Source organism: Pedobacter sp. PACM 27299 (assembly GCF_001412655.1).
In the GTDB taxonomy this organism is placed as follows: Bacteria; Bacteroidota; Bacteroidia; order Sphingobacteriales; family Sphingobacteriaceae; genus Pedobacter.
In genome coordinates this window covers 5427128-5452943 of record NZ_CP012996.1, presented here as the reverse complement: position 1 = coordinate 5452943, position 25816 = coordinate 5427128, and the positions used below count along the sequence as shown (strand labels likewise).

The window sequence follows — 25816 nt, the reverse complement described above, 5'->3', positions numbered from 1 at the left end:
CTTTGCATTTTATACTGAACATATAACATGAAGATATCATACAAGTGGCTGACACAATTTCTGACAACTGATAAAACTCCTGAAGAACTTTCCTTAATCCTGACCAATATCGGGCTGGAAGTAGAAAGTCTGGAAACCGTACAACCGATTGCAGGTGGTTTAGAAGGATTGGTGATTGGACACGTCATCAGCTGTGTGCAACATCCTAATGCCGATCGTTTACGTGTGACTACGGTAGATGTAGGAACAGGAACGAATATTCAAGTGGTATGCGGTGCGCCAAATGTTGGCGAAGGCCAGAAAGTGGTGGTTGCTACTGTAGGAACTACCGTTTATCCGAATGAAGGAGAGCCTTTCAAAATCAACAAATCTAAGATCAGAGGCGAAGTTTCTGAAGGAATGATCTGTGCAGAAGATGAAATCGGATTGGGGGTTTCTCATGATGGAATTATGGTGCTTCCAGAAGCTACTGAAGTTGGGATTACTGCGAAAGCCTATTTCAATCTGGAAGATGACTATTTGTATGAAATTGGATTGACGCCTAATCGTGCTGATGCAGCTTCTCATTTAGGTGTAGCAAGAGATTTAGCAGCTTATTTACGTTTGCCGATCACAATGCCGGATATTGCTGCTTTTAAAACAGCAAATGAAAAGCTGGCCATCCCGGTAACTGTGGAAGATGCGGAAGCTTGTCCGAGATACAGCAGCGTTTCTATTTCTGGTGTAACGGTAAAAACTTCTCCAGATTGGTTGCAGGATAAATTAAAAGTAATCGGCATTCGTCCGATCAACAATATAGTAGACATTACCAATTATGTATTGCATGAATTAGGACAGCCTTTACATGCTTTCGATGCAGATCAATTGACTGGTGGCAAAGTGATCGTGAAGAAATGTGCAGAAGGTACGCCTTTTGTAACACTTGATGGGGTAGAGCGCAAGCTTTCAGCAGAAGATCTGATGATTTGTAATGCAGAAGTGCCAATGTGTATCGCTGGTGTATTTGGCGGTAAAAATTCTGGAGTAAGCGAAACGACCAGAAATATCTTCCTGGAAAGTGCTTATTTTGATGCTAAATCGGTGCGTAAGACTTCAAAAAGACATGGTTTAAAGACTGATGCCTCTTTCAGATTTGAGCGTGGTACAGATCCTGATATTACTGTTTATGCTTTAAAACGTGCGGCTTTATTGATTCAGGAATTAGCAGGTGGAGAAATTTCTTCTACTGTTTCTGATATTTATCCAGTACCAATCGCTGCTTTTGAGGTAGAAGTGAATTACAACAACATCAATAGATTGATCGGGGTAGAGATCCCTCATGAAGAAATCAAAGCCATCATTACTTCATTGAACATGGAAGTCGCAGCTGAAACTGCGGAAGGATTGTCTTTAAAAGTACCAACTTATAAAGTAGATGTGACTCGCGAATGCGATGTAACAGAAGAGGTATTGAGAATCTATGGTTACAATAATATTGAGATTCCAACTAAAGTGAATGCTTCTTTATCTTACGGTACTAAGCCGAATAAAGAACAAACACAGCACGTAATTGCAGATATGTTAACTGCAAACGGCTATCTAGAGATCTGGTGTAACTCTTTAACTAAAGGTGCTTATTCTAAAGTGCCCGAAGAAGCAGTTCATATTTTGAACCCATTGAGTTCAGATTTGAATGTGATGCGTCAGGGTTTATTAATGCCTGCATTGGAAAGTGTAGCTTATAATCTGAATAGAAAAACAACTGATATTAAGTTTTATGAATTCGGTAAAACTTATCATTTGATCAATGAGAAATATGTTGAACGTCCGCGTTTACTGATCGTGTTGTCTGGAGCGAATCAATCAGAGCAATGGAATCATAAACCATCACCAGTTACTTTCTACCATTTGAAAGCGGCTGTAGATGCTGTAATCGGACGTCTGGGCATTACCAATTACCAATCAGAAGAGGTAAATGATGAGAACTTCGCTTATGGATTGAAGTATTTCAGAGGGGATAAAGCGATCGTTACTTTTGGTGCGGTGACTGCTGCTGATCAGAAAACTGCAGATGTGGAAAAAGACGTATTTTACGCAGATTTTGACTGGGCATTGCTGTTGGAGATCATTAAAAAGAATAAAATTGTGAATAAGGAAGTATCTAAATATCCAGCGGTAAGGAGAGATTTATCGATGTTGGTAGATCTGGATGTGACCTTTGATCAACTGAAAACTATTGCCTTTAAAACAGAGAAGAAGCTGATTAAGAGCGTACAGGTGTTCGATGTGTACGTTGGAGACCGATTGCCGGAAGGGAAGAAGTCTTATGCCTTAAACTTCACTTTGCAAGATGAAGAGCAGACCTTAACCGACAAGCAAATTGATGCGGTGATGCAAAAGATTATTTCTAACTTAGCGCAAACAGCAAAAGCGGAAATAAGAAAATAATTTATTGCTTTTAAATAATTTTTAGATTAGTACAAAAACTTTAATAACATGTCTTCGGTTGCCGATCAATTAAACTCCGTATTGCAAAAAACAGCTCGCGTAATCGAGCTCTGTAATGCCTTACAGGAAGAAAACGATTTATTAAAGCAGGAAAATCAAGCGGTAAAAGGGGCACTGGATAATGCTAAAACTCAGCGCGCAGAGCTGGAAGAAAAGCTTCGTGTACTGAAATTAGCGAAAAGTATTGAGGGTACAAGTGAAAAGACACTTGATATAAAGCAAAAAATTAACGATTTTGTGCGTGAAATAGATAAGTGCGTGGTCTTACTGAAGAAGTAAGGAAAACAAAAAAAGTGAAACAAAGCTAAGAAATGGGAGAAATCTCGATAAAAATAACTATTTCCGACCGTATCTATCCTTTAAAGGTAAATACCGAAGAGGAAGAAATTGTGAGGCGGGCAGCAAAGATTATCAATGAGCGCATAAAAGACTATCAGGAAAATTATGCGGTTAGGGATAAACAGGATTTGCTTTCTATGGCGGTGCTGCATTATGCAACAGCAGTACTGAGGGTAGAAAATAAAGTCCAGGATCAGGATACTGTAGTCGCCGAAAAGGTAGAGGAACTGGATAGTTTATTAAATGATTTTTTCTCCAAATAGGATCGTTCTTTATATGAGTTAAGATTAGCACAACGATATAGCCGCAGCTAGATCTTGAGTTTCACAATTTTAAAAACTTAACACTTCAATATTTATAGAATTAAGAGGGTGTATTTCATCTGCATTTATGTACCTGAAAATGACCTAAATTCTAATTATAACTCGTTGAGGTTTTTAATACGTGGGACTTTAAGATTTAGTTGCGGTTTTTTTTACAGAAAAAATTTACGTTGTCGCATGGGAAATGAACACCAAGAGCTGTTCTGCCCTCGGGACAAGGGAAATATATAAATACAGATGAATTAAAATGGAAATAGTAGGAATAATTGGATATGTACTAGCTGGCTTATTTGTTGGCGTTTTAGTAGGCAGATACTTGCTGCGCAGCTTGCTGAAAAACCAGGAGATTGCCGCACAGACCAAGGTTAAAAAGATGCTTAAAGATGCAGAGAGTAAGGCTGAAATTCTTAGGAAAGACAAGTTACTGGAAGCAAAAGAGAAATTTTTACAGTTGAAGTCTGAGCATGAGCAGGAAGTCAATACAAAGAACAACCAGATCAACCAGCGTGAAAACGCAATGAAACAGAAAGAACAATCTGTGAATCAGCGTTTGGAAAACATGAACCGTAAGGAACAGGAGCTGGACAATACAAAGAAGAACCTTGAAAAACAGACTGATGTAGCGGTTAAAAAACAGGAAGAAGTAGACTTACTGAAAAATCAGCATGTAAAACAACTGGAAACCATTGCCGGTTTAAGCGCGGAAGAGGCGAAAAACCAATTGGTAGAAAACATGAAGCAGGAAGCCCGTACGCAGGCGATGATTCAGGTTAAGGACATTGTGGATGAAGCCAAACTAACTGCAACGAAAGAAGCGAAAAAGGTGGTGATTCAAACCATTCAGCGTACTGCAGTAGAAGCAGCGATTGAAAACACAGTTTCGATCTTCCATATTGAAAGTGATGAGATTAAAGGTCGTGTAATTGGTAGAGAAGGACGTAATATTCGTGCTTTGGAAGCCGCTACAGGAATTGAAATTATCGTGGATGATACCCCGGAGGCGATTATTTTATCTGGTTTTGACCCGGTAAGAAGAGAGATCGCCCGTTTGGCTTTACACCGTTTGGTAACGGATGGCAGGATTCACCCTGCACGTATCGAAGAGGTGGTGGCTAAAACAAAGAAACAAATTGAAGATGAGATCGTAGAAATCGGTGAACGTACCGTAATCGATTTACAGATTCATGGTTTACACCCGGAATTGATCAGAATGGTAGGACGTATGCGTTACCGTTCTTCTTACGGACAGAACTTATTACATCACTCACGTGAGGTAGCGAATTTCTGTGCAACGATGGCTGCTGAATTAGGATTAAATGCTAAAATGGCGAAACGTGCAGGATTATTACATGATATAGGTAAAGTACCTGATGACAATCCGGAATTGCCTCACGCAATCTTAGGGATGCAATTGGCGGAAAAATATAAAGAACATCCTGAAATTTGTAATGCCATTGGTGCTCACCATGACGAGATCGAGATGACTTCTATGATTTCTCCAATTGTTCAGGCTTGTGATGCCATCTCAGGTGCGCGTCCAGGTGCTCGTCGTGAGGTTGTAGAAAGTTACATCAAGCGTTTGAAAGAATTGGAAGAACTGGCTCTTTCTTACCCTGGTGTAGAGAAGACCTTCGCTATTCAGGCAGGTAGAGAATTAAGGGTAGTAGTAGAAAGTGAAAGAGTAACGGATCAGCAGGCAGAATTGCTGGCCGCCGATATCTCTAACCGCATTCAAACAGAAATGACTTACCCAGGTCAGATTAAAGTCACAGTAATCAGGGAAACCAGATCTGTTTCTTTTGCGAAATAGTTGAGCATTAAGGCTTAAGCAACTAAGCTGACTAATATTTAAAGCGAAAGCGGTGGAATTATCCATCGCTTTCTTTATTTTTAAAAAATCTAATATCGGATCGCTACAAAAAATGAAGAAACACATGAAGACGAAAGCAGTAGAGAAAAGCAAAGTGGATGTTCTTTTTGATAAATATGCAGAAAGCCATCAAAATCATACCAATGAAATGATCCATTGGATATGTGTACCATTGATTGTTTTTAGCCTGCTGGGTCTGGTATGGGCCATTCCTTTTCCTTACCTGGCCTTTCTGGGTAAGTACAATGGTTTTGTGAACTGGGCTTCTTTTCTGATCGCTTTCTCTGTGTATTATTATTATAAGCTTTCTCCGGTCATGTCTTACCTGATGCTGATGCTCATCTGTCTGATGTCTTTCTTTATTGTGATGTTAGAGAAATGGGAATTGGCCGGCGGACCGGCAGTTTGGTTAGTGTGTGCAGTGATCTTTGTAGGCGCCTGGATCGGCCAATTTATCGGCCATAAGATCGAAGGGAAGAAACCTTCGTTTTTAGAAGATGTTAAGTTTTTGTTAATTGGCCCAATTTGGTTATTGCACTTTATATGCAAAAAAATCGGGTTAAAATATTGAGCCAAACCTCATTTAACATGAAGTTAACAATGTGGTAAACGAATGGTAATTGTGAGCTAATGTAGACCTAACATTGTGGTAATAGTTTTGCCTGAAACAAATAACAGGGAAAATTGAAATCACAACTACAGCTCAAAAAGGCATTAATTACCGTTTTATTCGTAATTATTGGCAGCACAGTGTTTGCTCAAACCGGCAAAATTTCTGGTAAAGTATCTGATAAAAAAACAGGGGAAACACTGATTGGTGTGACTGTTAAAATTGCAGGTACCACAAAAGGATCATCAACGGATGTGGAAGGAAGATACATCATCAACGGCCTGGCCGCTGGTAAGTATATTGTCGAAACTTCTTATATCGGTTACACGACAAAAAGAATCACTGATATTGAAGTGAAAGCAACTGGTTCTACCAGTATAGATTTTGTATTAGATGAATCTTCTTCGAACAACTTAAACGAGGTTGTGATTTCTGCTAATGTAAGCAAGGAGTCTGTGAATAACTTGTATGCGAATCAAAAAGCAAGTATTAGTATTTCCAGTGGAATTTCTGCAGAGCTGATTCGTAAAAGCCCTGATAAGAATACCTCTGAGGTATTGAAAAGAATCAGTGGGGCGAGTATCCAGGATAATAAATATATTATCGTGCGTGGTCTTTCAGACCGATACAATTCGGCGATGTTAAACAATGCCGTACTGCCAAATACGGAAGTAGATAAAAAAGCATTTTCATTCGATATTCTACCTTCGAATCTGATCGATGCGATCGTAGTAAATAAAACAGCATCAGCAGATATTCCAGGTGACTTTTCTGGAGGGGTGGTTCAGATCACCACAAAAGATTTTCCTGATAATCCTTTCCTCAACTTTTCATTAGGGACCTCATACAATACCCAAAGTACTTTTAAAAATTTTCTTTCTCCGGAAAAAAGTGGAAATGAAGTATTTGGTGCTTACAGTAAGAGAAGAGACATTCCTTCAAACTTCCCTTCAAGAGGAGATTATTTAGCACAGCCTGAAGCAGATCGTTTTGCTTTGTCAAAAAACTTTGCTAACAATTGGGGATACCACACTGTGAAATCAACTTTAGGACCTATTTTTCAAGGTAACTATGGCACCAGCAAAATCTTCAAAGACGGTAGTAAATTCGGAACTGTATTGTCCTTGTCTTATAGATATGATGAGCGTTTGAAAGAAAGTGATCAGATTGCTTACGTCGGACAGAATGTTGGGGAGAAATTCCATGACAACAATTACAATTACAATACTAATATCGGTGGTTTAGCCAATTTTGCTTACTCATGGGGTACCAATAAAATTGCTTTAAAAAACTTGTATAACAGAGTGCTTGAAAGTCAGTTTACCCAAAGGATTGGTCAGGATGAAAGCGGTAGTGATTTCATTAGGACAGGTGATTATTTATTGCAGCGTTCTTTATTAACTAGTCAGCTAACCGGTAATCACATCTTATCTGCCGCCAGCAAAATCAAATTAGACTGGGGATTGAACTTCGCTAATATTGATAGAAAAGAGCCAGGTTATAAAAGAATGGAATATGCAGATGGTGGTGAAGGGATTTTCCGTGCAAGTGTACCAACGGGCAGTGCTGCTGCCGGCTTAGGGGGTAACTTCTCCTCTGCATTAAATGAAAATAGTTATGGTGGTTCCTTTGATGTGACCATTCCTGTGAAATGGTTTAAGGATACGAACAAACTGAAGTTTGGTTATTTCGGACAATATAGAAAGAGAGACTTTGCGGCAAGAAATATTGGTTTCATCAGAAATGGTGCTGACTTTAATAGTGCGATCTTAACGCAACCTCAGGATCAGATATTTAGTGCACAGAATATTGGACCGAATGGATTCATCATTGATGAGATTACCAATGGTACAGATAAATACGATGCAAACTCATTATTGAATGCAGGATATGTGATGTTTGATGGGTACCTGACAGAGAAATTAAGGCTAGGAATTGGTGCAAGGTTGGAAAGCTATAACCAAAAACTGAACAGTATGGATAACTCATCCAGACCGTTAAAAGTGGATACGACTTATACGAACCTGCTTCCTTCTGCAAACTTAATTTATAACCTGACTGAAAAAGCGAGCATTCGTTTGTCAGGATCTCAAACGGTGGGTAGACCAGAATTCAGAGAGATTGCCCCATTTTCATTCTATGACTTCAACAAAAATGTGAATGTTGTAGGTGATCCTAAACTAAAACAATCTAAAACTACCAATGTGGATCTTGGATATGCTTTATATCCTGCTTCAGGAGAAGCCTTCACGGTATCCGCTTTCTATAAATATTTTGAATCTCCGATAGAACAAAAATTAGATGCTTCTGCTTCTGGTAGGTTGTTCGGTTATTTTAATGCAGAATCGGCAACCCTATATGGTATTGAAGCTGAGTATAGAAAAACCTTAGGATTTGTAGGGGAACGTTTCAGTAATTTCACTTTCAGTGCAAATGCTTCTTACATAAAGTCTGAGGTAGCAGTGCCAACCACTGTCAACGCAAGTGGAAAAAGACCGATGCAAGGACAATCGCCATACTTGATCAATGCAGGTCTGCAATATGCTTCAAAAGCCGAAAACTCAACTGGTGTAAGTTTACTTTACAACAGAATCGGAAAACGCATCTGGGCTGTAGGGAACGTACGTGACCCGGATGTTTATGAAAATCCAAGAAACGTATTGGACTTACAGTTTTCTCAGAAGTTCGCTAAATCAAGAGCAGAGGTAAAACTGAATTTCGGTGACATACTGAACAATAAAGCGATCTATTATCAGAAACCAAAAAATGCAGATCCTGATGCAGCATTTGATGCAAAAACCGATCACATCAATATCCAGGACCGTTTCGGATCTAATATCTCCATCGGTTTCTCTTACAAAATCAAATAGAATTTACAATTAATTAATACATATACTGACCATTCTTAATTTCAACTTAATAGTGGGTTAATATGGTCAGTATATCTTTGAGTAAATAAGACAAAGAAAATGAAAAACAAGTTAAATTTAAGTTTACTAGCTATTTTAGTTGCGGGTGCTACAGCGATTTCAGGTTGTAAAAAAAGCTCGAATCCTGTTGAAGTTCCAACTGCACCTGATTCGAATGAATCATTAGCAGATGCATTCTTTGATAAAGTGAGTTACAGAGGTGCATTTGGCACTACTGATTGGACTGCAACCTGGGCTAATTACACACCTAATGCTACAGTATATGGAGCAACAACAGATGTATTAACAGGAACAATTTCTACTAACACCACTTTAGATGCAAATAAAATTTACTTATTATCTGGTTTTGTTTACGTTAAAGAAGGGGTGACCCTTACCATCCCTGCTGGTACTGTGATCAGAGGTGATAAAGTTTCTAAAGGCACTTTAGTCGTGACTCGTGGGGCTAAATTGATTGCTCAAGGTACGATCGATAAGCCAATCGTATTTACCTCTAACTTCGCTGCTGGTTCGAGAAATCCAGGTGATTGGGGTGGCGTGATCCTTTTAGGTAAATCAACAAATAATATTCCAGGTGGTGTAGGTGTTATTGAAGGTGGTATTTCAACTCCTGAGGCTAACCACGGTGGAACAGATCCTCTTGATAACTCAGGCGTACTTAAATTTGTTCGTATCGAGTTCCCTGGTATCGCATTCGTAAAGGATAATGAAATTAACGGATTAACATTAGGATCAGTAGGTTCAGGTACTACAATTGACTATGTACAGGTTTCTTATTCAGGTGATGATTCCTACGAATGGTTTGGTGGTACTGTAAATGCAAAACACTTACTATCTATCGGAAATGTGGATGATATATTTGACTTTGATAACGGATTTTCAGGAAAGCTGCAATTCTTAGCTGGTCAGAGAGATCCTAAATTAGCCGATCAGGCCGGACAGTCAAATGGTATCGAATCTGATAACTCTGCTGGTGATTTCACAGTAAGCCCAAGAACACGTCCTGTGATTTCTAACATGACGATCATCGGTCCTGGAAATGTCGGCGTAGATACAAAACATGAATATGCTAACCTTTGGAGAAGAGGTTCTAAAATGATCTTAGCCAATTCTATCTTCATCGGATCGAGATACGGTATCGATATTCGTGATAAAGAAACTGGTGATGCATTGACTGATGGTACTTCATTAATCAAGAACAACATCTATCAATCTTTCGACAAGGAGTTTGTAGCAGATGGTACTACTCCTTCTTTTGCAAATGTGGATTTACTTAAAGCATACCTAACTAAAAATAACAACAGCACGATTGATGCGACTGCTGCTGCAGGATTATTAGCGAATCCTTTTAGTCTGACAGCTCCAAGTTTGGTATTAAAATCAGGATCAGCCGCTACTGCTGGTGCAACATTCTAAAAATAAGGGTGACAATGGATATAGTTCATTGAATAATATCCATTCATCTTCTCCATCACCAAAAGACCCCATGAGTAATTTACTCATGGGGTCTTTTGGTGATTAGCTTTTGATATTGATGAGAATCCCTTGGTGTTCAGATATCGGAAATTTCCTATTTGAAAGATTCCAATTAATATTTGATCAGAAATATCAAATTTAATAGAACGGAGATAGAGGGTCATTATCTGATGTCGAATATTTATCGTGCTGAACACGGAGAATAGCTATGAAGTATTTAAAAACTGGAAAACAGATATCCATGATATTTTTGTTTTTTTTCGTAAGTATGCTTACGTCAAGAGCGAGTGTGAGTTTTAATGAATATATGATTTATCCTCAGTATTTAGTATCAGGCTCCCTTAGGGTTGTAAATCCAAGCGTTAAAACCCCTTTTGAGTTTGACCTTTCAGTAAGTCGTCCTATAGATAGTAACGGGTCTTTTGCTGATGGGGCTTTTAGTGCAACGCTAATGATGAAGCCTTACAGTTATTGTTCAGGATGCAGAACAGAAGAGATAGCAGTATCAAAAACAAGATCAATTTTAAATGCGGATTGGGTTCAGAATAAAGTAGCACTGGGCTTTATGTATTTTCATATTGATGCTGAGCTTCCTGTAGGAGCAAAAGGAGGTGCCTTATTTCTTAGGGTGACTTATTATAATACAGATCAGAATAAAATACTGACCGAAGATAAGTTTTATGGCAGTACAGTGGTCAACTATGTACCTCCGGTTATCCCCCAGTTAGTGTTGCAGATCTTTTCACTTATCCCTTAGCGAGTAAATATGAAATAGGGTTTACACAATTAACTGAGGATATAGAGCTAAAGTGGGACCCATCAAAATTGTCTTCAAGTAATGTAGATATAACTATTTATGAAGTTAGTACAAGTGGTTTTTCGACTATTGGTTCTACATTAGCTATTAAGAAAATGACGCAAATGCCAAACACTGGAAGCTATATGATCACTGCCTCAGAACTTAGGGCTTTAAATGTGAAGATTTCTTTTGATACTCATTATAGTTATTACATGGTAGTTGAGGATGTTGTGGGTAAAAAGTTTGGAAAAAGTGGTTTGTTTTGCTTTGTAAATGAGCATCCAGGTCTTTGGCCAAATGATTTCCCAAATATCAATCCACATGTATATTGGATATTCAGACTCGATAGTTCCGGATCAGGAAATGGAAATCTCCTCCTTCGATGGATTGCGGATAAAATTAATGCATCTAATGTTTCGGTTGATTTGTACAATAGAGATGGTACATTTTATCGTAGATTGATTGCCTCTACCCCAAATGATGGGGAATTTTTTAGAGCTGAGGATACTAGTATACCAATGGGAAATGCTCAGTTTTATCAATACAAGATTACTTCTGTTGAAAATCCTTTGGAATTTGGTTTTTCAGAAGTTTTTAATCATTGGATTGATTAATTCAGATTCATACTATAAACCTTATTGGCCTGGGATAACATTCCAGAACTTTTAAAAACAAAGAACCCCGATAGCAACTATCGGGGTTCTTTGTTTTTAAAAGTTCTTGCCTACCTTTTCCAGCATTTCTGCAGGAATGTTCTGCATGTCCACCAGGAGGAATCCGTCCAGGCAGTCGGAGAATTTAGGGTCAATATTGAAACAGATGATTTTTGCATTCAGGTTCATGTATTGTCTTAGCAATACCGGAATCTTAATGTGTGTATTCTCAATATCTGAGATCAAACTATCCAGGTCTTTTAAGGACTCACTGCTTTCTACAAGCAGGTTTTTATCGATGGCAGATAAGTCTGCTTTAAATTTGTTCTTAGGCTTCACGAAAGCCGCCAGTTCGTAATCAAAATGGTTCTTCGTAATGTAATCCACAATTAGTGATTTGGAGAACTTAGAGAAGTTATTACTGATACTTACCGGACCAAACATATATCGGTACTGTGGATTATCCAGGAGGTATTTTAAGATACCTTTCCAAAGTAAGAACAGGGGCAATGGTTTTAGCTGGTATTCCTTGCGGATCCAGGAGCGGCCTAGTTCTATTCCTTTTCTTAGAATTGGGTAAAAAGGTTCTTTGATTTTGAAGAGCTCAGAAAGGTAAAACCCTCTTCTTCCCATGGTATCCAAAATCTCATCACCTTTACCAATGCGGTAAGCGCCAACAATATTCTGTTTTTCCTTATCCCATATAAATAGGTGATGGTAATAAATATCGTAGTTGTCCAGGTCGATCTTTTTGTTGGTTCCTTCTCCAACTTCTCTGAAGGTGATCTCGCGTAAGCGGCCAATCTCTTTCAGGATATTTGGAATGCTGGAAGTCGGGGTGATGTACACCTCATAATCCTTCTCCTGCCATACCCTGAAGGTTTCCAGTTCTTCAATCTCTGAAACAATCAGTGAACGCTCAGTTTCCTCAATAACAGGTTCCGGTGTCTTTTTAATTTTGAAAAGATTGATTGGATTGAATAGTTTTTTCTCTTGCTCTAAACCTGTTCCCAAAGCATAGGTACGGGCACGTAGGAAATCAAGGAGCTTATTGGTATTGTTTCTATAAGAGATGTCTTCGATATGAATCGGCTTACCTATTCTTACCCTTATTTTAAGGCCTTGTTTATTCAGGAACTCTGAAGGAAGCTTAGCTGTTCTTAGAGTTGGGTGGATAAAACTTAAAATATTAAATAGTACGCCATTGTTGCCATGGAAATAAATCGGCACTACAGGAACTTTAGCACGGGCAATTAATTTACCCACTACCGGATGCCATAGTCGATCGGTAATTTCCTGTTTGTCCAGGCTAAAGGTAGATACCTCACCGGCAGGGAAAATTCCTATCGGGGTGCCGCTTTGCAGCAGGTCGAATGTGGCTTTAAGTCCGCTGATGCTGGAGGTATGCTGTACGTTTTCGAATGGGTTTACGGCAACAAAGAATTCACTCAGGTTAGGGATCTTTTTCAGGATGAAGTTGACCATTACTTTGGCTTCCGGTCTAACGGTACAAAGTAACTTTACCAGTGCTAAACCTTCGATACCTCCATAAGGATGGTTGGCGATCGCAATAAAACCTCCGGTTTTAGGAATGCTTTTTAGATCGTCTTCGTCAAAGTCTATCGTAACGCCAATGGTTTCTAATATTTTGTCAACAAATTCTAACCCATTATAATGTTTGTTTTGGGAAAATACCTTGTTGATGTCATTCAATTTCATCATCTCCATAAGCAGGGCTGCCAGGCCAGGCACACCCAGCTTATCAATTTTTGTAGCCTCTGCAAACTCTTTGGTGGTTATGATCTTCATCTAATTTTGTTTGTGAATAATAAAGCAATTTCAAAAATAAGATTTATATTTTTAAATAACAGTAACTACCTTGTGCAGGTGATCAGAAAATGGCTAAATAACTACTTTCAATTTTCTAAAAGGGAGTTTAATGGGCTTTTGGTATTAATTGTGCTGATTGGTATGATCGCTGTATTCCCAACAGTTTATCGGATTTTGGTTCCTTTAGAGGGCCCAACAGTGGAGGAGCAGCTCGCGCTGCTAAAACTGGAGTTGTCCAAGGAGCCAGAAAGGGTAGAAGCCAGGTCGGGAAAGCATCGCTCTTATTCCGGGCTTCCGGAAAAAAGAAAATCTACGTTGTTTTATTTTGATCCAAATTCCATTCCTTCCGAAGGCTGGCAGGATTTGGGTTTATCTCCAAAGCAGGCTCAGGCGATTTTAAACTATCGCGTTAAAGGCGGCGTATTTCGTCTGCCCTCAGACTTGAAGAAGATGTATACGATTGCTCCGGAATTGTACCAGCAGCTGGAACCCTATATTCAAATTGTGCCGGTAGAAAAGGGAGCAGATCATCGGGATCGCCCTGCGCAAAATTTCCCTGTAAAAGAAAAAGTGGTGGTGGCATTGAATACCGCCGATACTTTGGAGCTCGATCGCATTTATGGCATAGGAAAAGTGTTTGCCAGGAGGATTGTGGCTTACCGGGAAAAGATTGGTGGTTTCTATAAAAAAGAACAGCTGTTGGAGGTGTTTGGTATCGACAGCCTGAAGTATGAGGAAATTAAAGATCAAGTCAGTGTGAACCCTGCTTTGCTGCGAATGATCCACATCAACACGGCTTCGGCAGCTGATTTCAACCGCCACCCTTATCTCAGTTACCAGCAGGTCAATGCGGTAATTGCTTATAGAAAACAACACGGAAATTATAGTAATATTGCAGACTTAAATAAGGTGGTTATTTTAACCCCTGAATTAATTGAAAAATTAGCGCCTTATCTTATTTTTTAGAAATGATAGCAGAAAAAATTAAAAAGACAGTTAGGGATGTGAATGATTTTCCAAAACCTGGAATTGTATTTAAAGACATTACTCCGATTTTAAAAGATCCTGAATTGTGTCAGGAGATCCTGAAATCTTTAGCTGCACAGTTAGTCGATGTAAAAATTGATGTGGTAGCAGGAATTGAAAGCAGGGGCTTTTTATTTGGTCCGGGATTAGCACAGTTGTTAAATGTGCCTTTTATTCCGATTCGTAAGGCAGGAAAATTACCTTACAAAACGATCAAAGAATCTTATGCACTGGAATATGGTACAGCAACGATTGAAGTTCATGAGGATGCTTTGCTGCCAGGACAGCGGGTGTTGATTCATGACGATTTACTCGCTACCGGTGGTACAGTAGTAGCGGCTTCCAAGTTGATCATGCAATTGGGTGCAAATGTAGCGGCTTATTCTTTTATCATCAGCCTAGATTTTTTAAATGGAAAAGACCGATTAACACCTTACGATGCCAGCGTATATTCTCTGGCAGGATATTAAGCTTTTCAAAAGAATTATGAATGCAATCCTATGGAGGATAGGATTGCATAGTCATATATATAAAAGGGGGGAGTTATATGCTAGCTGGTAATTTTACAGGCTTGATAAAAGCAAAAGATAAATAGTATAATGGCGATCACTTTTAACAGGACTATCGTGTATCGGGTGACATAAGATTTGTTGAGGTTTTTGAGATACATGGTTTATTATTTATATAGATAAATGGTCTGTTTTCTATATTCTTGGAATAGTTTTTTGTTTATTTATTTAATTTGGCGTAAAATTACTCCTAGATTTAAGGATTGTCAACTGTGAAAACACGCAGTTTATGACATTTCTCTTGATCGATGACTTTTTAAAGGGAGGCTAATTGTTAAAAAAGAAATAGATTCAATGAAAATGCAGCTGAGAGAGAACTTTGGGGATTATTCTAAAACATTCATCACGGATATACCTGCGGATATGGAAAGTGAGCAGGCTATTTTTTTTGATAAGACTTTACCCAGATTCCCGGATGAAGCAATTTATATTTACTCTTTTAAGAAAAACCGCATGATTTATGCCGGTGGCTGGGAAGAGATATTAGGTTATAAAGACAGTGAAATCAATATGCTGGCTTTGGTAAATATGTCGGCCCCAGAATTTGCTCCTTTTTCTCATGAACTGAATGATAAAGCGCTTCAGTTTATCCACCAAAAAACTAAAGATCTCGAGAAGTACAGTTTCAGCATTGAATTAAAAAAAATCCATAAGGATGGAACGGCTGTTCCAATGGCTGTAAGGGTGGGGGTATACAGTTCAGAAAATGGAAAGATCACCGCAATTATTGGGCGTTTTCAGGTAAATAGAAGTCTGATTTTTGGGAAAGTGATGCGTTATGCGGCCTATGGGCCTGAAAAGGAGAAGTTTGAAGAGGAGCTGAACAAGATTTTATTCAGCTACCTGGCGATTTCTAATAAAGAGCGTGAAGCATTGGAATTGGTGGCAAAAGGGTATTCCTTTAAAGAGATTGCCCACGATTTAAAGGTATCGCACTCTGCTATAGAAAAACGGATTATTCCTTTATACAAGCGTTTCAATGTAAAAAGCCTCACTCATCTCGTGAGTTTTGCTTATGACAACTCTATTTTACCTTAATGGGGGATCAAGATTGACGCGGAGCACATTCGAATCGGCGATGCCAATCTGCTGAAATAAATGCTCCCAGCGTTCTTCATGCTGTTCCAGAGATTCTTCGTTTCCCATCACCCAAATGGTATTCATCTTTTTTAGGTGTTCCTTATTAAAAGGACCATACTCCGGATTGTTCAGTAATTCATAGAATAATGGTGCACGCAGGATGTCTTTTTTGATTTGTCCGCCTGGATTAATATCATCGATGATCAAGAGAGAAGAATCATGCCATGCCCATGATCCTGGTGAAATGGCCACCCGTTCTGCTTTCTCAAAAAACATGGATAATAATTTTGTCGCAGTAACATAACTGCATCGGTTGTTTTTAATGGACAATTCGGTGGCTATGGCTACAGAGAGCGAGGTTTTTCCACTGCCCTTAGATCCAAAAAGTAAAAGGTGTTTTCCAGATTGTGGATTTTTTACAAAATCTGCAATTACGGTCTTGTGGTCTTCCTGGATATTGAATTTCCATTGGCTGAGTCGCAGTTGAAAAGGGTAGCCGGCATTCTGCAAATGCATTTTGGTGGAATACCAGTAATAAGAAGGATACAGGGCAAGGGCACCTAAAATCAGAAAAATAACGAGTGCCGGCAAGTTATAAGCACAGAGTAAGCTGCAGGCAAATGCGCCCAAGCCAAAAAAACATAGGTCGGTGAGCGTGTCAAAAGTGATATTTCCCCATTCCGGGTGAAAGATATAGCCCTTATTTTGCAGGTCCTGACTTTTAGAATTGACATTAAAAAGCAATGGCCCAAGAAAATTATAGAGTTCAAATAAAATCCAGCATCCCCAGATGATCAATGGTGCCCAGATTTCTGGTCTGGACATTGCGGTTTTGGAAGTCAGAATGGTGTATAATATAAAGGTTGGAATAAATCCGAGTGAGAAGTGGCCAAACTGGTTGGCCATCCAGGAGTACGTAAGGGTTACTCCACGGTAGGCATCTTTTCCAATTAAGTCATTTTTTAATTGTTGGAGGATGTCTTTTCTGGTAATAAATCTCATGATTGCGTTTAATTTTTAATCTTTTCAAAACTAAATTAAAAAAAATATAAACCACTATTCTTCTTCCTGGCTTTCTCTAAAAATGAAGGGGTACGGTTAATGAACTGAATACCGTTTCGTTCTATCAGGGGGCGAATTTTCAACTGTGGTTAGAAGCGTTTTTATTCCTTATAATTGTTGAAATTCAAACAATAAGATATGTTAGAAACGATGGATAGTTCTGTAGGCTATAACTTTAGTATTTCAGAAAATCAGGAGATGATCAGGAAGATGGTGAAAGATTTTGCTGAAAAAAATATTCGTCCACATGTAATGGAATGGGATGAAACGCAGCAATTTCCTGTAGAAGTTTTCAAGAAGCTTGGTGGACTGGGATTGATGGGCGTACTGGTTCCTGAAATTTACGGGGGATCTGGTTTCGGCTATCAGGAGTATGTGGATGTAATTGTAGAGGTGGCTAAGGTGTGCGGATCAATCGGCTTATCACTGGCAGCGCACAACTCTTTATGCACCGGACATATTTTAGCTTTTGGAACGGAAGAACAAAAACATAAGTGGTTACCTAAACTGGCTAGTGCAGAATGGATTGGTGCCTGGGGACTTACAGAAGCAAATACGGGTTCTGATGCTTTGGGTATGATGACTACCGCACGTTTAGAAGGAGATGAGTACGTGATCAACGGTGCTAAAAACTGGATTACCCATGGTAAAAGTGGTGATATAGCTGTTGTGATGGTTCGTACTGGTGAAAAAGGGGATTCAAAAGGGATTTCAGCAATTGTGGTTGAGCGAGGTACTCCAGGTTTTGCTGCCGGTAAAAAGGAGAATAAACTAGGTATGCGTGCTTCAGAAACGACGGAGATGATCTTCGACAATTGCAGGGTGCCTAAAGAAAACCTGTTGGGTAAGGTAGGTGAAGGATTCAAGCAAGCGATGAAGGTATTGGATGGCGGTAGAATTTCTATTGCTGCACTATCATTGGGTATTGCCAAAGGGGCTTATGAGGCTGCTGTTACATATTCTAAAGAACGTCATCAGTTTGGACAACCTATTTCCAGTTTTCAGGGCATCAGCTTTAAACTGGCAGATATGGCTACAGAGATTGAGGCTGCAGAATTATTGATCAGACAAGCGGCTGATTTGAAAAATCGTGGATTACCGATGACCAAGGAGTCGGCTATGGCGAAATATTTTGCTTCTGAAGTGTCGGTACGTTGTGCTACAGAGTCGGTCCAGATTTTTGGTGGCTATGGATACACGAAAGATTTCCCTGTAGAGAAGTTTTACAGAGACAGTAAATTGTGTACGATTGGGGAGGGAACTTCCGAAATACAAAAAATTGTGATTGCAAGGGAGATTTTAAGAGATTAATTGATACCTTACCTTATTATATAATAGCATATTCTAACCAAATATAAACAAGAACGGATACGGCGACTTTTAGGGTCGCCGCATTTTTTTTATTTTACTGGATCGAAATGATCTCGTAGACGACATAGTTACTATAGCCTCTCCATGGCAAAGCTCCCATATATTCTTTGTAACGCAATTCAAATACTTTTCCACTGTTCAGCATCATTTTTTCGGCAATTGCAGAATTTTCCACGGAGAACTCAAACTCATTAGATTGGATGTTTCCGGTTTGTTTTGATTTTAAGCCGGTTTGGATCAGTTTTCCTTCATAAGTTTTAAACAGGTAGCCTTTCTTGACCACATAATTGAGCTCTCCGGCTTTTACACCCTCTCCAAGTACAAAGTAGAAGCGGAAGTAGACAAATCCTGCCAGGATGAGTAGAATGACGCCAAGGACGATGAAAAGCGTTTTTTTTGTTTTCATAGGTTTTTGAGTAAGTGTTAAGTCATAGACAAAATTAGCTGGGCATTGTTTTAAATAAAAATACAGTTATTGTTTTGATTCTCAAAACAAAGCTCTATCTTTGCAATCCTAAAAACAACGAGAGGGGGTATATTTACGTTATGATTATCATTAATATTAAAGACGGCGAATCACTAGATAAGGCGTTGAAACGTTTCAAAAAGAAATTTGAAAAAACAGGTGTGTTAAGAGAATTACGTAGCCGCCAAGCTTATGAGAAAAAATCTGTAGCTCGTCGTACGTTAGTTAAACATGCAATTTACAAGCAGAACATGCAACTTGAAGGAACTGTATAGTTTCTAAAAAGTTTCTATGATATTAAAGCGCTATTGGTGAACCCGATAGCGCTTTTTTATTTTTAATGTGAAAATTCTGACCATTTCACATCGTATCTTTTGTATATTCACTTATCGTGTTTTACAAATACTACGCTTATGGTTGTTGCGCAATTCCTCCTTTATCTCCAGCACGAGAAACGTTATTCTCCACATACCTTAAAATCTTATCAAACGGACTTATTGCAGTTCAACGATTACCTGGAGCATACTTTTGAGCTGCCATTGGTAGGCGCCGGCCATACGCAGTTAAGAAGTTATATGGTGGCCTTGTTAGAAGAGCAGGTTTCCGAGCGCTCTATAGGCAGGAAGTTATCTACGCTCCGCAGTTTCTATAAATATCTGCTGCGTGAAGGTTTGATCAGTGCAAGTCCGATGGCCTTGCTGAGAGCGCCAAAAATCCCCCAAAGACTTCCTGTATTTATTGAAGATCAGAAGCTGGATGTTTTACTGGACTCTGGCGAATTTTTCAATGATAGCTTTCCCTCTGTTCGTGATAAATTAGTGATAGAAACGCTGTTTGGAACCGGAATGCGTTTGGCAGAATTACTTTCACTTTCTGAGGGCAGCATTGATTTTTATGGTGCTACGATCCGTGTATTGGGAAAAAGAAACAAAGAAAGAATTATTCCGATCAGCAAACTTCTTGCAGATCAGCTGAAAGCTTACCTTGACTTAAAAACATTACAAAACTTTCATAACAAAATAGGCACCTTATTCGTTACAGATAAAGGAGCAGCTGCTTATCCTAAACTAATTTATAGGATTGTGACCAGTTATTTGACCTATATATCCACACAGGATAAAAAAAGCCCCCATGTACTGCGTCATTCTTATGCGACGAGCCTGTTGAACAGGGGAGCAGATTTAAATGCAATAAAAGAGCTATTGGGCCATGCCAGCCTGGCTGCAACCCAGGTATACACCCACAACTCTATAGAGAGATTAAAATCAATATATAAACAAGCCCATCCAAAGGCATAAAAAAGGAGGAAACAATGAAAATTACAGTTCAATCGATCCATTTCAATGCAGACCAGAAATTGTTGGAGTTTATTCAGAAGAAAACAGATAAGTTAGATCAGTACTTCGACCAGATTATTAGTGGGGAGGTTTATTTAAAATTAGAAAACGTAGAGGATGAAGCAAACAAGATAAGTGAAATCAAACTGATGGTTCCAGGGGTTACGATGTTCGCAAAGGAACAATGTAAATCTTTTGAGGAGGCCACAGATTTGGCAATTGAGTCCCTCAGGAAACAAATTACTAAGCACAAAGATAAAACGCGAGAAAAATTAAGCGAACATAAAGCAATTTTAAATGCCGACGAAGTATCTGATTATTAGGCTGATATTTTTGAGGTTTTTAATAAAAAGGGTGGCAGGATGAAGTCCTGCCATTTTTTTTTTAAAATAATTTTGGATCATATTAAAATTGGTGTACATTTGCAATCCCAATCAGAGAGGGCGTTTCTCTTAAAAGATTCGGATTAGTTCTGTGAAAGATTAACATTTAGAAAAATCATTGTGCAACCATTGCAATGATCATATTAGCCTCCTTAGCTCAGCTGGTAGAGCAACTGACTTGTAATCAGTAGGTCATTGGTTCGATCCCGATAGGAGGCTCTTTTAACTTCGATACTGCAAAGTATTGGCAGGTTAAAGGTAGGGGGGGATACCAGAGTGGCCAAATGGGACAGACTGTAACTCTGTTGTCGCAAGACTTCGAAGGTTCGAATCCTTCTCCCCCCACAATAAAAAAGCGAAAGTAGCTCAGTTGGTAGAGCGATAGCCTTCCAAGCTATAGGTCGCGAGTTCGAACCTCGTCTTTCGCTCAAAATTGGAAAAGCTGGAGAATCGGCAAGGAATTGAGTAGTTCAATTCGATTATCAAAATTGAACTACTTGATTTAATTTAGATTGAAGCTGAGATTAAAAGCCGAAGTAGCTCAGCGGTAGAGCACTTCCTTGGTAAGGAAGAGGTCGTGGGTTCAAGTCCCATCTTTGGCTCAAGATAAAAACAAGCTTTGTTGAATCTGTCGTTTATAGCAGTTGAACAAGGTTTTTTGTGTTGAATTTGTATCAAAACAATTAATAAATAAAAAAGTTATAACCTACTAATAAGTATAAAAACATGGCAAAAGAAAAGTTTGACCGCAGCAAGCCGCACTTAAACATCGGCACAATCGGTCACGTTGACCACGGTAAAACAACCTTAACAGCAGCTATCACTAAAGTGTTATCTGATGCTGGTTTATCTGAGGCGCGTTCATTTGATTCTATTGACTCTGCTCCAGAGGAAAAAGAAAGAGGTATCACTATCAATACAGCACACGTTGAGTATTCAACAGCTAACCGTCACTATGCACACGTTGACTGTCCAGGTCACGCGGATTATGTAAAGAACATGGTTACTGGTGCTGCACAAATGGATGGAGCTATCATCGTTGTAGCTGCTACAGATGGTCCAATGCCACAAACTCGTGAGCACATTCTATTGGCTCGTCAGGTTGGTGTTCCTTCATTGGTAGTATTCATGAATAAAGTGGATATGGTTGACGATCCTGAATTACTAGAATTAGTAGAGATGGAAGTTCGTGAATTGTTATCTTTCTATGAATTCCCTGGTGATGATATCCCTGTAATTCAAGGTTCAGCTCTTGGTGGCTTGAACGGAGATCCTACTTGGGTTGCTAAAATCATGGAATTAATGGATGCTGTAGATAGCTACATTCCAATCCCTCCACGTTTAACTGAGCTTCCATTCTTAATGCCTGTTGAAGATGTATTCTCGATCACTGGTCGTGGTACTGTAGCAACTGGTCGTATTGAGCGTGGTGTAATCAACTCTGGAGATCCAGTTGAGATCTTAGGTATGGGTGCTGAAAATCTTAAATCAACTGTAACAGGTGTTGAGATGTTCCGTAAGATCCTTGATTATGGTGAAGCTGGTGATAACGTAGGTTTATTGTTACGTGGTATTGAGAAAACTGATATCCGTCGTGGTATGGTAATCTGTAAACCAGGTTCAGTAACTCCTCACACAGATTTCAAAGCTGAGATCTATGTATTATCAAAAGCAGAAGGTGGACGTCACACTCCATTCTTTAACAAATACCGTCCACAATTCTATTTCCGTACCACAGACGTTACAGGTGAAATCACCTTAGTTGAAGGAACTGAAATGGTAATGCCAGGTGATAACGTTACTATCAATGTTAAATTGATCAACGCAATCGCAATGGAAAAAGGTCTACGTTTCGCAATCCGTGAGGGTGGTAGAACAGTAGGTGCTGGTCAGGTAACTGAAATTGTAAAGTAATTTAAAGCCAATAGGCCTTAAAGAACAAAAATAAAGCAAAGTAGCTGGGCTTTAAAAACCCACTACTTTGTTTCTAATAAAGCTGCTAAATCTTAGTTGAAGAGATAAAGCATAATATACACGGGAATAGTTCAACGGTAGAATAGAGGTCTCCAAAACCTTTGATCAGGGTTCGAATCCTTGTTCCCGTGCTAATAAAAGATTATGGCTAAAGTAGTTCAGTTTATTAAAGAATCGTATGAAGAAATGACCCAGAAGGTTACTTGGCCTACATGGGGAGAATTGCAAAATTCTGCAGTGCTGGTTCTAGTAGCTTCGTTTATCATTGCATTAGTCGTTTTTGCAATGGATAAGGGATCTACTTTTGTTTTAGATACTTTTTATAAATCACTTTCTAATTAATATAGCTAAATGGACGATCAGTTGAAATGGTACGTAGTTAGGGCGGTAAGCGGTAAAGAGAAGAAGGTAAAACAGTATATCGATTCTGAAATTAGCCGTTTAGGTTTTTCTCACCTTGTTCCTCAGGTATTGATCCCAATGGAGAAGTACTATCAAATGAAAGAGGGAAAAAAGATTGCGAAAGAACGTAACTTCTATCCCGGATATGTTTTGATTGAAGCGAATTTGGATGGAGAACTAGAGCACATTATTAAGAATGTAAATAGTGTAATTGGTTTTCTAGGAGATAAAGGCGGAAACCCGGTACCTATGCGTCAGGCAGAGGTTAATCGCATTTTAGGTAAAGTTGATGAGATGAGCCAGCAAGGTGAGACCATGAACGTAACTTATTATGTTGGAGAGAACGTAAAAGTAATGGATGGACCATTTAATGGTTTTACCGGCGTGATCGAAGAGGTGAACGAAGAGAAGAAAAAACTGAAAGTAATGGTTAAGATTTTCGGAAGAAAAACTCCACTGGAGCTTAACTATATGCAGGTAGAAAAAGAATAGAAATATTATATAAGATCTTAAATGTTACTTGCTTCCAACATTATAACATTGAGTATTAAAATTAACAAAACAGAAAATGGCAAAAGAAGTCAGTGCACTTGTTAAGTTACAAATCAAGGGTGGAGCTGCAAATCCATCACCACCAGTAGGACCTGCTTTAGGTGCTAAGGGGGTGAACATTATGGAGTTTTGCAAGCAATTCAATGCTCGTACCCAAGATAAGCCAGGTAAAGTATTACCAGTTGTAATTACTGTTTATGCTGACAAGTCTTTCGAATTTATCATCAAAACCCCTCCAGTTGCTATCCAGTTAAAGGATGCTACTAAATTAGCGAGTGGTTCTGCTGAGCCCAACCGTAAGAAAGTTGGTTCGGTGACTTGGGATCAGGTTAAGTCAATTGCTGAAGATAAAATGACTGATTTAAATGCTTTCACTATCGAATCTGCAATGAGTATGGTTGCAGGTACAGCACGCAGTATGGGAATCACCGTTAGTGGTGATGCACCTTGGACAAATTAATTAACAAAAAACAGTTTACAACAGTGGCTAAATTAACAAAAAATCAAAAAAAGGCACATGCTAAACTAGAATCTGGTAAAACGTATTCTTTACAGGATGCGGCTGCTTTGGTAAAAGATATCACTACTACTAAATTTGATGCATCGGTTGATATCGATGTAGCTTTAGGAGTAGATCCACGTAAAGCCAATCAAATGGTACGTGGTATTGCTACTTTACCACACGGTACAGGCAAAACTGTACGTGTATTAGTTCTTTGTAATCCTGATAAGGAAGAAGAAGCTAAAGCAGCAGGTGCAGATTTTGTAGGTTTAGACGAATATGTAGCCAAGATTGAAGGTGGATGGACTGATGTTGACATTATTATCACTACTCCTGCTTGTATGGCAAAAGTAGGTAAACTGGGCCGCGTTTTAGGTCCACGTAACCTTATGCCAAACCCTAAGTCAGGTACTGTAACTAACGAAGTTGGTAAAGCAGTAACTGATGTAAAAGGCGGTAAGATTGATTTTAAAGTTGACAAAAGTGGTATTATACACGCTTCAATAGGAAAAGTATCATTCCCAGCAGAAAAAATATATGAAAACGCATTAGAAGTACTTCAAGTAATTTCTAAGCTAAAACCATCTGCTGCAAAAGGAACTTATTTTAAGAGCATTCATGTTTCTTCAACTATGAGTCCTGGAATTGCAATCGAAACTAAATCAGTAGCGGGGATTTAATTATGAACAGAGAAGAAAAACACGTAGTAGTTTCAGCACTTCTAGAGAAGATGCAGGAATTCGGTAACTTTTATATTGCCGATACATCAAGCTTATCTGTTGAGAAAGTAAACAGCATCCGTCGCAAATGTTTCGAAAGCGGGATTGAAATGCAGGTAGCTAAAAATACTTTGATCAAAAAAGCGATCGAAGGATTAGAAGGCGATGCATCAGAGATCTATGTTGCGCTTAAAGGTCAATCAGCATTATTATTCTCTACAGTAGGTAACGGTCCAGCTAAGCTGATCAAAGCCTTGAGAAAAGGATCTGATAAACCACAACTTAAAGCAGCTTATATCGATTCTACTGTATTCGTTGGCGATAACCAATTAGATACCTTAGTAAGCTTGAAATCAAGAGAAGAGCTTATTGGAGACATCATTGGATTATTACAATCACCAGCTAAAAATGTGGTTTCAGCTTTACAGTCAAGCGGTAACAAAATTGCAGGAATTGTTAAAACTCTTCAAGAGAGAGAAGGTTAAGGAACACCTTATAAGTTCAAATTATAAATTATTATTTTACGTAAAATTTTTTAAAATCTATAAATATGGCAGATTTAAAAGCGTTTGCTGAGCAATTGGTAAACTTAACAGTTAAAGAAGTTAACGAATTAGCTCAAATCTTAAAAGACGAGTATGGTATCGAACCAGCTGCTGCTGCAGTTGCTGTTGCAGGTCCTGCTGGTGATGCTGCTCCTGCAGCTGAAGAAAAATCAACTTTTGATGTAATCTTAAAAGAAGCTGGTGGTTCTAAATTAGCAGTTGTGAAATTGGTAAAAGACTTAACTGGTTTAGGTTTGAAAGAAGCTAAAGATTTAGTTGATGGCGCACCAAAAGAATTAAAAGCTGGTGTTTCTAAAGACGAAGCTCAAGCTTTGAAAGTTCAATTAGAAGAAGCTGGAGCTGTAGTTGAGATTAAGTAATCACTTAATTTTAATATAACTTTAAACATAGACTCCGACTGTATAGTCGGAGTCTATACCTGTTTATAAACATTTCATCTTGTTTGGCTGGTGAAAACGTTTAACGGCAAACCAAACAAATAGTTTATTCT

Annotated in this window: 26 protein-coding genes and 5 tRNA genes; 28 read left to right on the top strand and 3 right to left on the bottom strand. The window is 38.8% G+C overall.

Annotated features, from left to right (window positions below):
* The first annotated feature begins 27 nt into the window (after positions 1-27).
* From pheT to AQ505_RS22845, 9 genes are all read left to right on the top strand, one after another.
* Complete coding sequence (pheT, locus tag AQ505_RS22885) at positions 28-2427, top strand: phenylalanine--tRNA ligase subunit beta (RefSeq protein ID WP_062550309.1); 2400 nt, start codon at positions 28-30, stop codon at positions 2425-2427.
* Between the two features lie 48 nt (positions 2428-2475).
* Positions 2476-2766 (top strand): hypothetical protein, encoded by a 291-nt coding sequence (locus AQ505_RS22880; RefSeq protein WP_062550308.1) that lies wholly within the window; start codon positions 2476-2478, stop codon positions 2764-2766.
* A gap of 32 nt (positions 2767-2798) precedes the next feature.
* The gene (locus tag AQ505_RS22875; protein ID WP_062550307.1) at positions 2799-3089 is read left to right on the top strand and encodes a cell division protein ZapA; all 291 of its coding nucleotides are present in this window, start codon (positions 2799-2801) and stop codon (positions 3087-3089) included.
* A gap of 307 nt (positions 3090-3396) precedes the next feature.
* Positions 3397-4959 carry a ribonuclease Y gene (rny, locus tag AQ505_RS22870; RefSeq protein WP_062550306.1) on the top strand — a complete coding sequence of 521 codons (1563 nt, stop codon included), beginning with the start codon at positions 3397-3399 and terminating at the stop codon, positions 4957-4959.
* 124 nt (positions 4960-5083) lie between these two features.
* Positions 5084-5590, top strand: a complete 507-nt coding sequence (locus AQ505_RS22865) for an Mpo1 family 2-hydroxy fatty acid dioxygenase (protein ID WP_062551171.1) — start codon at positions 5084-5086, stop codon at positions 5588-5590.
* A gap of 113 nt (positions 5591-5703) precedes the next feature.
* Positions 5704-8499, top strand: coding sequence for a TonB-dependent receptor (locus tag AQ505_RS22860; RefSeq protein WP_062550305.1), 2796 nt, complete (start codon positions 5704-5706; stop codon positions 8497-8499).
* A gap of 99 nt (positions 8500-8598) precedes the next feature.
* A complete protein-coding gene (locus AQ505_RS22855) occupies positions 8599-9975 on the top strand; it encodes a hypothetical protein (RefSeq protein ID WP_062550304.1) in 1377 nt (458 codons plus the stop codon).
* Positions 9976-10303: 328 nt separating this feature from the next.
* Entirely contained in the window at positions 10304-10792 is a 489-nt protein-coding gene (locus tag AQ505_RS22850) for a hypothetical protein (protein WP_157262537.1), read from the top strand.
* A gap of 68 nt (positions 10793-10860) precedes the next feature.
* On the top strand, positions 10861-11448 hold the full coding sequence (locus AQ505_RS22845) for a hypothetical protein (protein ID WP_157262535.1): 588 nt from the start codon (positions 10861-10863) through the stop codon (positions 11446-11448).
* A gap of 96 nt (positions 11449-11544) precedes the next feature.
* On the opposite strand, the gene AQ505_RS22840 is transcribed toward AQ505_RS22845, so the two are convergent.
* Positions 11545-13296, bottom strand: a complete 1752-nt coding sequence (locus tag AQ505_RS22840; protein ID WP_062550301.1) for a lysophospholipid acyltransferase family protein — start codon at positions 13294-13296, stop codon at positions 11545-11547.
* Positions 13297-13308: 12 nt separating this feature from the next.
* Here AQ505_RS22840 and AQ505_RS22835 point away from each other — a divergent pair, with 12 nt between their 5' ends.
* The 3 genes from AQ505_RS22835 (at position 13309) to AQ505_RS22825 (ending at position 15950) form a co-directional block, all read left to right on the top strand.
* The gene (locus AQ505_RS22835) at positions 13309-14283 is read left to right on the top strand and encodes a ComEA family DNA-binding protein (protein ID WP_157262533.1); all 975 of its coding nucleotides are present in this window, start codon (positions 13309-13311) and stop codon (positions 14281-14283) included.
* Positions 14284-14285: 2 nt separating this feature from the next.
* Positions 14286-14813: an adenine phosphoribosyltransferase gene (locus AQ505_RS22830; protein ID WP_062550299.1), complete on the top strand. Its 528-nt coding sequence runs from the start codon at positions 14286-14288 to the stop codon at positions 14811-14813.
* Positions 14814-15206: 393 nt separating this feature from the next.
* Positions 15207-15950, top strand: coding sequence for a LuxR C-terminal-related transcriptional regulator (locus tag AQ505_RS22825; protein ID WP_231634964.1), 744 nt, complete (start codon positions 15207-15209; stop codon positions 15948-15950).
* Here AQ505_RS22825 and AQ505_RS22820 read toward each other — a convergent pair.
* Positions 15942-16994: an ATP-binding protein gene (locus AQ505_RS22820; protein WP_197286256.1), complete on the bottom strand. Its 1053-nt coding sequence runs from the start codon at positions 16992-16994 to the stop codon at positions 15942-15944. The genes AQ505_RS22825 and AQ505_RS22820 overlap by 9 nt on opposite strands.
* Before the next feature lie 198 nt (positions 16995-17192).
* On the opposite strand from AQ505_RS22820, the gene AQ505_RS22815 reads away from it, so the two are divergent.
* Entirely contained in the window at positions 17193-18365 is a 1173-nt protein-coding gene (locus tag AQ505_RS22815) for an acyl-CoA dehydrogenase family protein (RefSeq protein ID WP_062550297.1), read from the top strand.
* Between the two features lie 94 nt (positions 18366-18459).
* On the opposite strand, the gene AQ505_RS22810 is transcribed toward AQ505_RS22815, so the two are convergent.
* Positions 18460-18831: a hypothetical protein gene (locus tag AQ505_RS22810; RefSeq protein ID WP_062550296.1), complete on the bottom strand. Its 372-nt coding sequence runs from the start codon at positions 18829-18831 to the stop codon at positions 18460-18462.
* A 140-nt stretch (positions 18832-18971) separates the two neighbouring features.
* On the opposite strand from AQ505_RS22810, the gene rpsU reads away from it, so the two are divergent.
* The 15 genes from rpsU to rplL all read left to right on the top strand — a co-directional run bounded on the left by rpsU (position 18972) and on the right by rplL (position 25685).
* The gene (gene rpsU, locus AQ505_RS22805; protein ID WP_062551169.1) at positions 18972-19166 is read left to right on the top strand and encodes a 30S ribosomal protein S21; all 195 of its coding nucleotides are present in this window, start codon (positions 18972-18974) and stop codon (positions 19164-19166) included.
* Positions 19167-19304: 138 nt separating this feature from the next.
* Positions 19305-20189: a tyrosine-type recombinase/integrase gene (locus AQ505_RS22800; protein ID WP_062550295.1), complete on the top strand. Its 885-nt coding sequence runs from the start codon at positions 19305-19307 to the stop codon at positions 20187-20189.
* Positions 20190-20203: 14 nt separating this feature from the next.
* Positions 20204-20551, top strand: a complete 348-nt coding sequence (hpf, locus tag AQ505_RS22795; RefSeq protein WP_062550294.1) for a ribosome hibernation-promoting factor, HPF/YfiA family — start codon at positions 20204-20206, stop codon at positions 20549-20551.
* A 206-nt stretch (positions 20552-20757) separates the two neighbouring features.
* Positions 20758-20830, top strand: a tRNA-Thr gene (locus AQ505_RS22790).
* Positions 20831-20873: 43 nt separating this feature from the next.
* Positions 20874-20956, top strand: a tRNA-Tyr gene (locus AQ505_RS22785).
* Between the two features lie 10 nt (positions 20957-20966).
* Positions 20967-21039 (top strand) — tRNA-Gly (locus tag AQ505_RS22780).
* Positions 21040-21141: 102 nt separating this feature from the next.
* Positions 21142-21213: transfer RNA gene (locus tag AQ505_RS22775), tRNA-Thr, on the top strand.
* Between the two features lie 124 nt (positions 21214-21337).
* Positions 21338-22525 (top strand): elongation factor Tu, encoded by a 1188-nt coding sequence (gene tuf / locus AQ505_RS22770; RefSeq protein WP_062550293.1) that lies wholly within the window; start codon positions 21338-21340, stop codon positions 22523-22525.
* Positions 22526-22645: 120 nt separating this feature from the next.
* Positions 22646-22716 (top strand) — tRNA-Trp (locus tag AQ505_RS22765).
* Between the two features lie 13 nt (positions 22717-22729).
* Positions 22730-22927 (top strand): preprotein translocase subunit SecE, encoded by a 198-nt coding sequence (gene secE / locus AQ505_RS22760; RefSeq protein ID WP_062550292.1) that lies wholly within the window; start codon positions 22730-22732, stop codon positions 22925-22927.
* A gap of 9 nt (positions 22928-22936) precedes the next feature.
* The gene (gene nusG / locus AQ505_RS22755; RefSeq protein WP_062550291.1) at positions 22937-23479 is read left to right on the top strand and encodes a transcription termination/antitermination protein NusG; all 543 of its coding nucleotides are present in this window, start codon (positions 22937-22939) and stop codon (positions 23477-23479) included.
* Positions 23480-23555: 76 nt separating this feature from the next.
* On the top strand, positions 23556-23999 hold the full coding sequence (rplK, locus tag AQ505_RS22750; RefSeq protein WP_037443979.1) for a 50S ribosomal protein L11: 444 nt from the start codon (positions 23556-23558) through the stop codon (positions 23997-23999).
* 23 nt (positions 24000-24022) lie between these two features.
* Positions 24023-24721 (top strand): 50S ribosomal protein L1, encoded by a 699-nt coding sequence (rplA, locus tag AQ505_RS22745; protein ID WP_062551168.1) that lies wholly within the window; start codon positions 24023-24025, stop codon positions 24719-24721.
* A gap of 2 nt (positions 24722-24723) precedes the next feature.
* Positions 24724-25245 (top strand): 50S ribosomal protein L10, encoded by a 522-nt coding sequence (gene rplJ, locus AQ505_RS22740; protein WP_062550290.1) that lies wholly within the window; start codon positions 24724-24726, stop codon positions 25243-25245.
* A gap of 65 nt (positions 25246-25310) precedes the next feature.
* Positions 25311-25685, top strand: coding sequence for a 50S ribosomal protein L7/L12 (rplL, locus tag AQ505_RS22735; RefSeq protein ID WP_062550289.1), 375 nt, complete (start codon positions 25311-25313; stop codon positions 25683-25685).
* The last annotated feature ends 131 nt before the right edge of the window (positions 25686-25816 follow it).

Coding starts and splice junctions, on each gene's coding strand:
- pheT (WP_062550309.1), top strand. CDS start 28: ATGAAGATATCATACAAGTGGCTGACACAATTTCTGACAACTGATAAA.
- AQ505_RS22800 (WP_062550295.1), top strand. CDS start 19,305: ATGGTTGTTGCGCAATTCCTCCTTTATCTCCAGCACGAGAAACGTTAT.
- tuf (WP_062550293.1), top strand. CDS start 21,338: ATGGCAAAAGAAAAGTTTGACCGCAGCAAGCCGCACTTAAACATCGGC.
- rplL (WP_062550289.1), top strand. CDS start 25,311: ATGGCAGATTTAAAAGCGTTTGCTGAGCAATTGGTAAACTTAACAGTT.
- AQ505_RS22825 (WP_231634964.1), top strand. CDS start 15,207: ATGAAAATGCAGCTGAGAGAGAACTTTGGGGATTATTCTAAAACATTC.
- rpsU (WP_062551169.1), top strand. CDS start 18,972: ATGATTATCATTAATATTAAAGACGGCGAATCACTAGATAAGGCGTTG.
- AQ505_RS22840 (WP_062550301.1), bottom strand. CDS start 13,296: ATGAAGATCATAACCACCAAAGAGTTTGCAGAGGCTACAAAAATTGAT.
- hpf (WP_062550294.1), top strand. CDS start 20,204: ATGAAAATTACAGTTCAATCGATCCATTTCAATGCAGACCAGAAATTG.
- secE (WP_062550292.1), top strand. CDS start 22,730: ATGGCTAAAGTAGTTCAGTTTATTAAAGAATCGTATGAAGAAATGACC.
- AQ505_RS22830 (WP_062550299.1), top strand. CDS start 14,286: ATGATAGCAGAAAAAATTAAAAAGACAGTTAGGGATGTGAATGATTTT.
- AQ505_RS22875 (WP_062550307.1), top strand. CDS start 2,799: ATGGGAGAAATCTCGATAAAAATAACTATTTCCGACCGTATCTATCCT.
- AQ505_RS22865 (WP_062551171.1), top strand. CDS start 5,084: ATGAAGACGAAAGCAGTAGAGAAAAGCAAAGTGGATGTTCTTTTTGAT.
- rny (WP_062550306.1), top strand. CDS start 3,397: ATGGAAATAGTAGGAATAATTGGATATGTACTAGCTGGCTTATTTGTT.
- rplK (WP_037443979.1), top strand. CDS start 23,556: ATGGCAAAAGAAGTCAGTGCACTTGTTAAGTTACAAATCAAGGGTGGA.
- nusG (WP_062550291.1), top strand. CDS start 22,937: ATGGACGATCAGTTGAAATGGTACGTAGTTAGGGCGGTAAGCGGTAAA.
- AQ505_RS22815 (WP_062550297.1), top strand. CDS start 17,193: ATGTTAGAAACGATGGATAGTTCTGTAGGCTATAACTTTAGTATTTCA.
- AQ505_RS22855 (WP_062550304.1), top strand. CDS start 8,599: ATGAAAAACAAGTTAAATTTAAGTTTACTAGCTATTTTAGTTGCGGGT.
- rplJ (WP_062550290.1), top strand. CDS start 24,724: ATGAACAGAGAAGAAAAACACGTAGTAGTTTCAGCACTTCTAGAGAAG.
- AQ505_RS22810 (WP_062550296.1), bottom strand. CDS start 18,831: ATGAAAACAAAAAAAACGCTTTTCATCGTCCTTGGCGTCATTCTACTC.
- AQ505_RS22880 (WP_062550308.1), top strand. CDS start 2,476: ATGTCTTCGGTTGCCGATCAATTAAACTCCGTATTGCAAAAAACAGCT.
- AQ505_RS22850 (WP_157262537.1), top strand. CDS start 10,304: ATGCTTACGTCAAGAGCGAGTGTGAGTTTTAATGAATATATGATTTAT.
- AQ505_RS22820 (WP_197286256.1), bottom strand. CDS start 16,994: ATGAGATTTATTACCAGAAAAGACATCCTCCAACAATTAAAAAATGAC.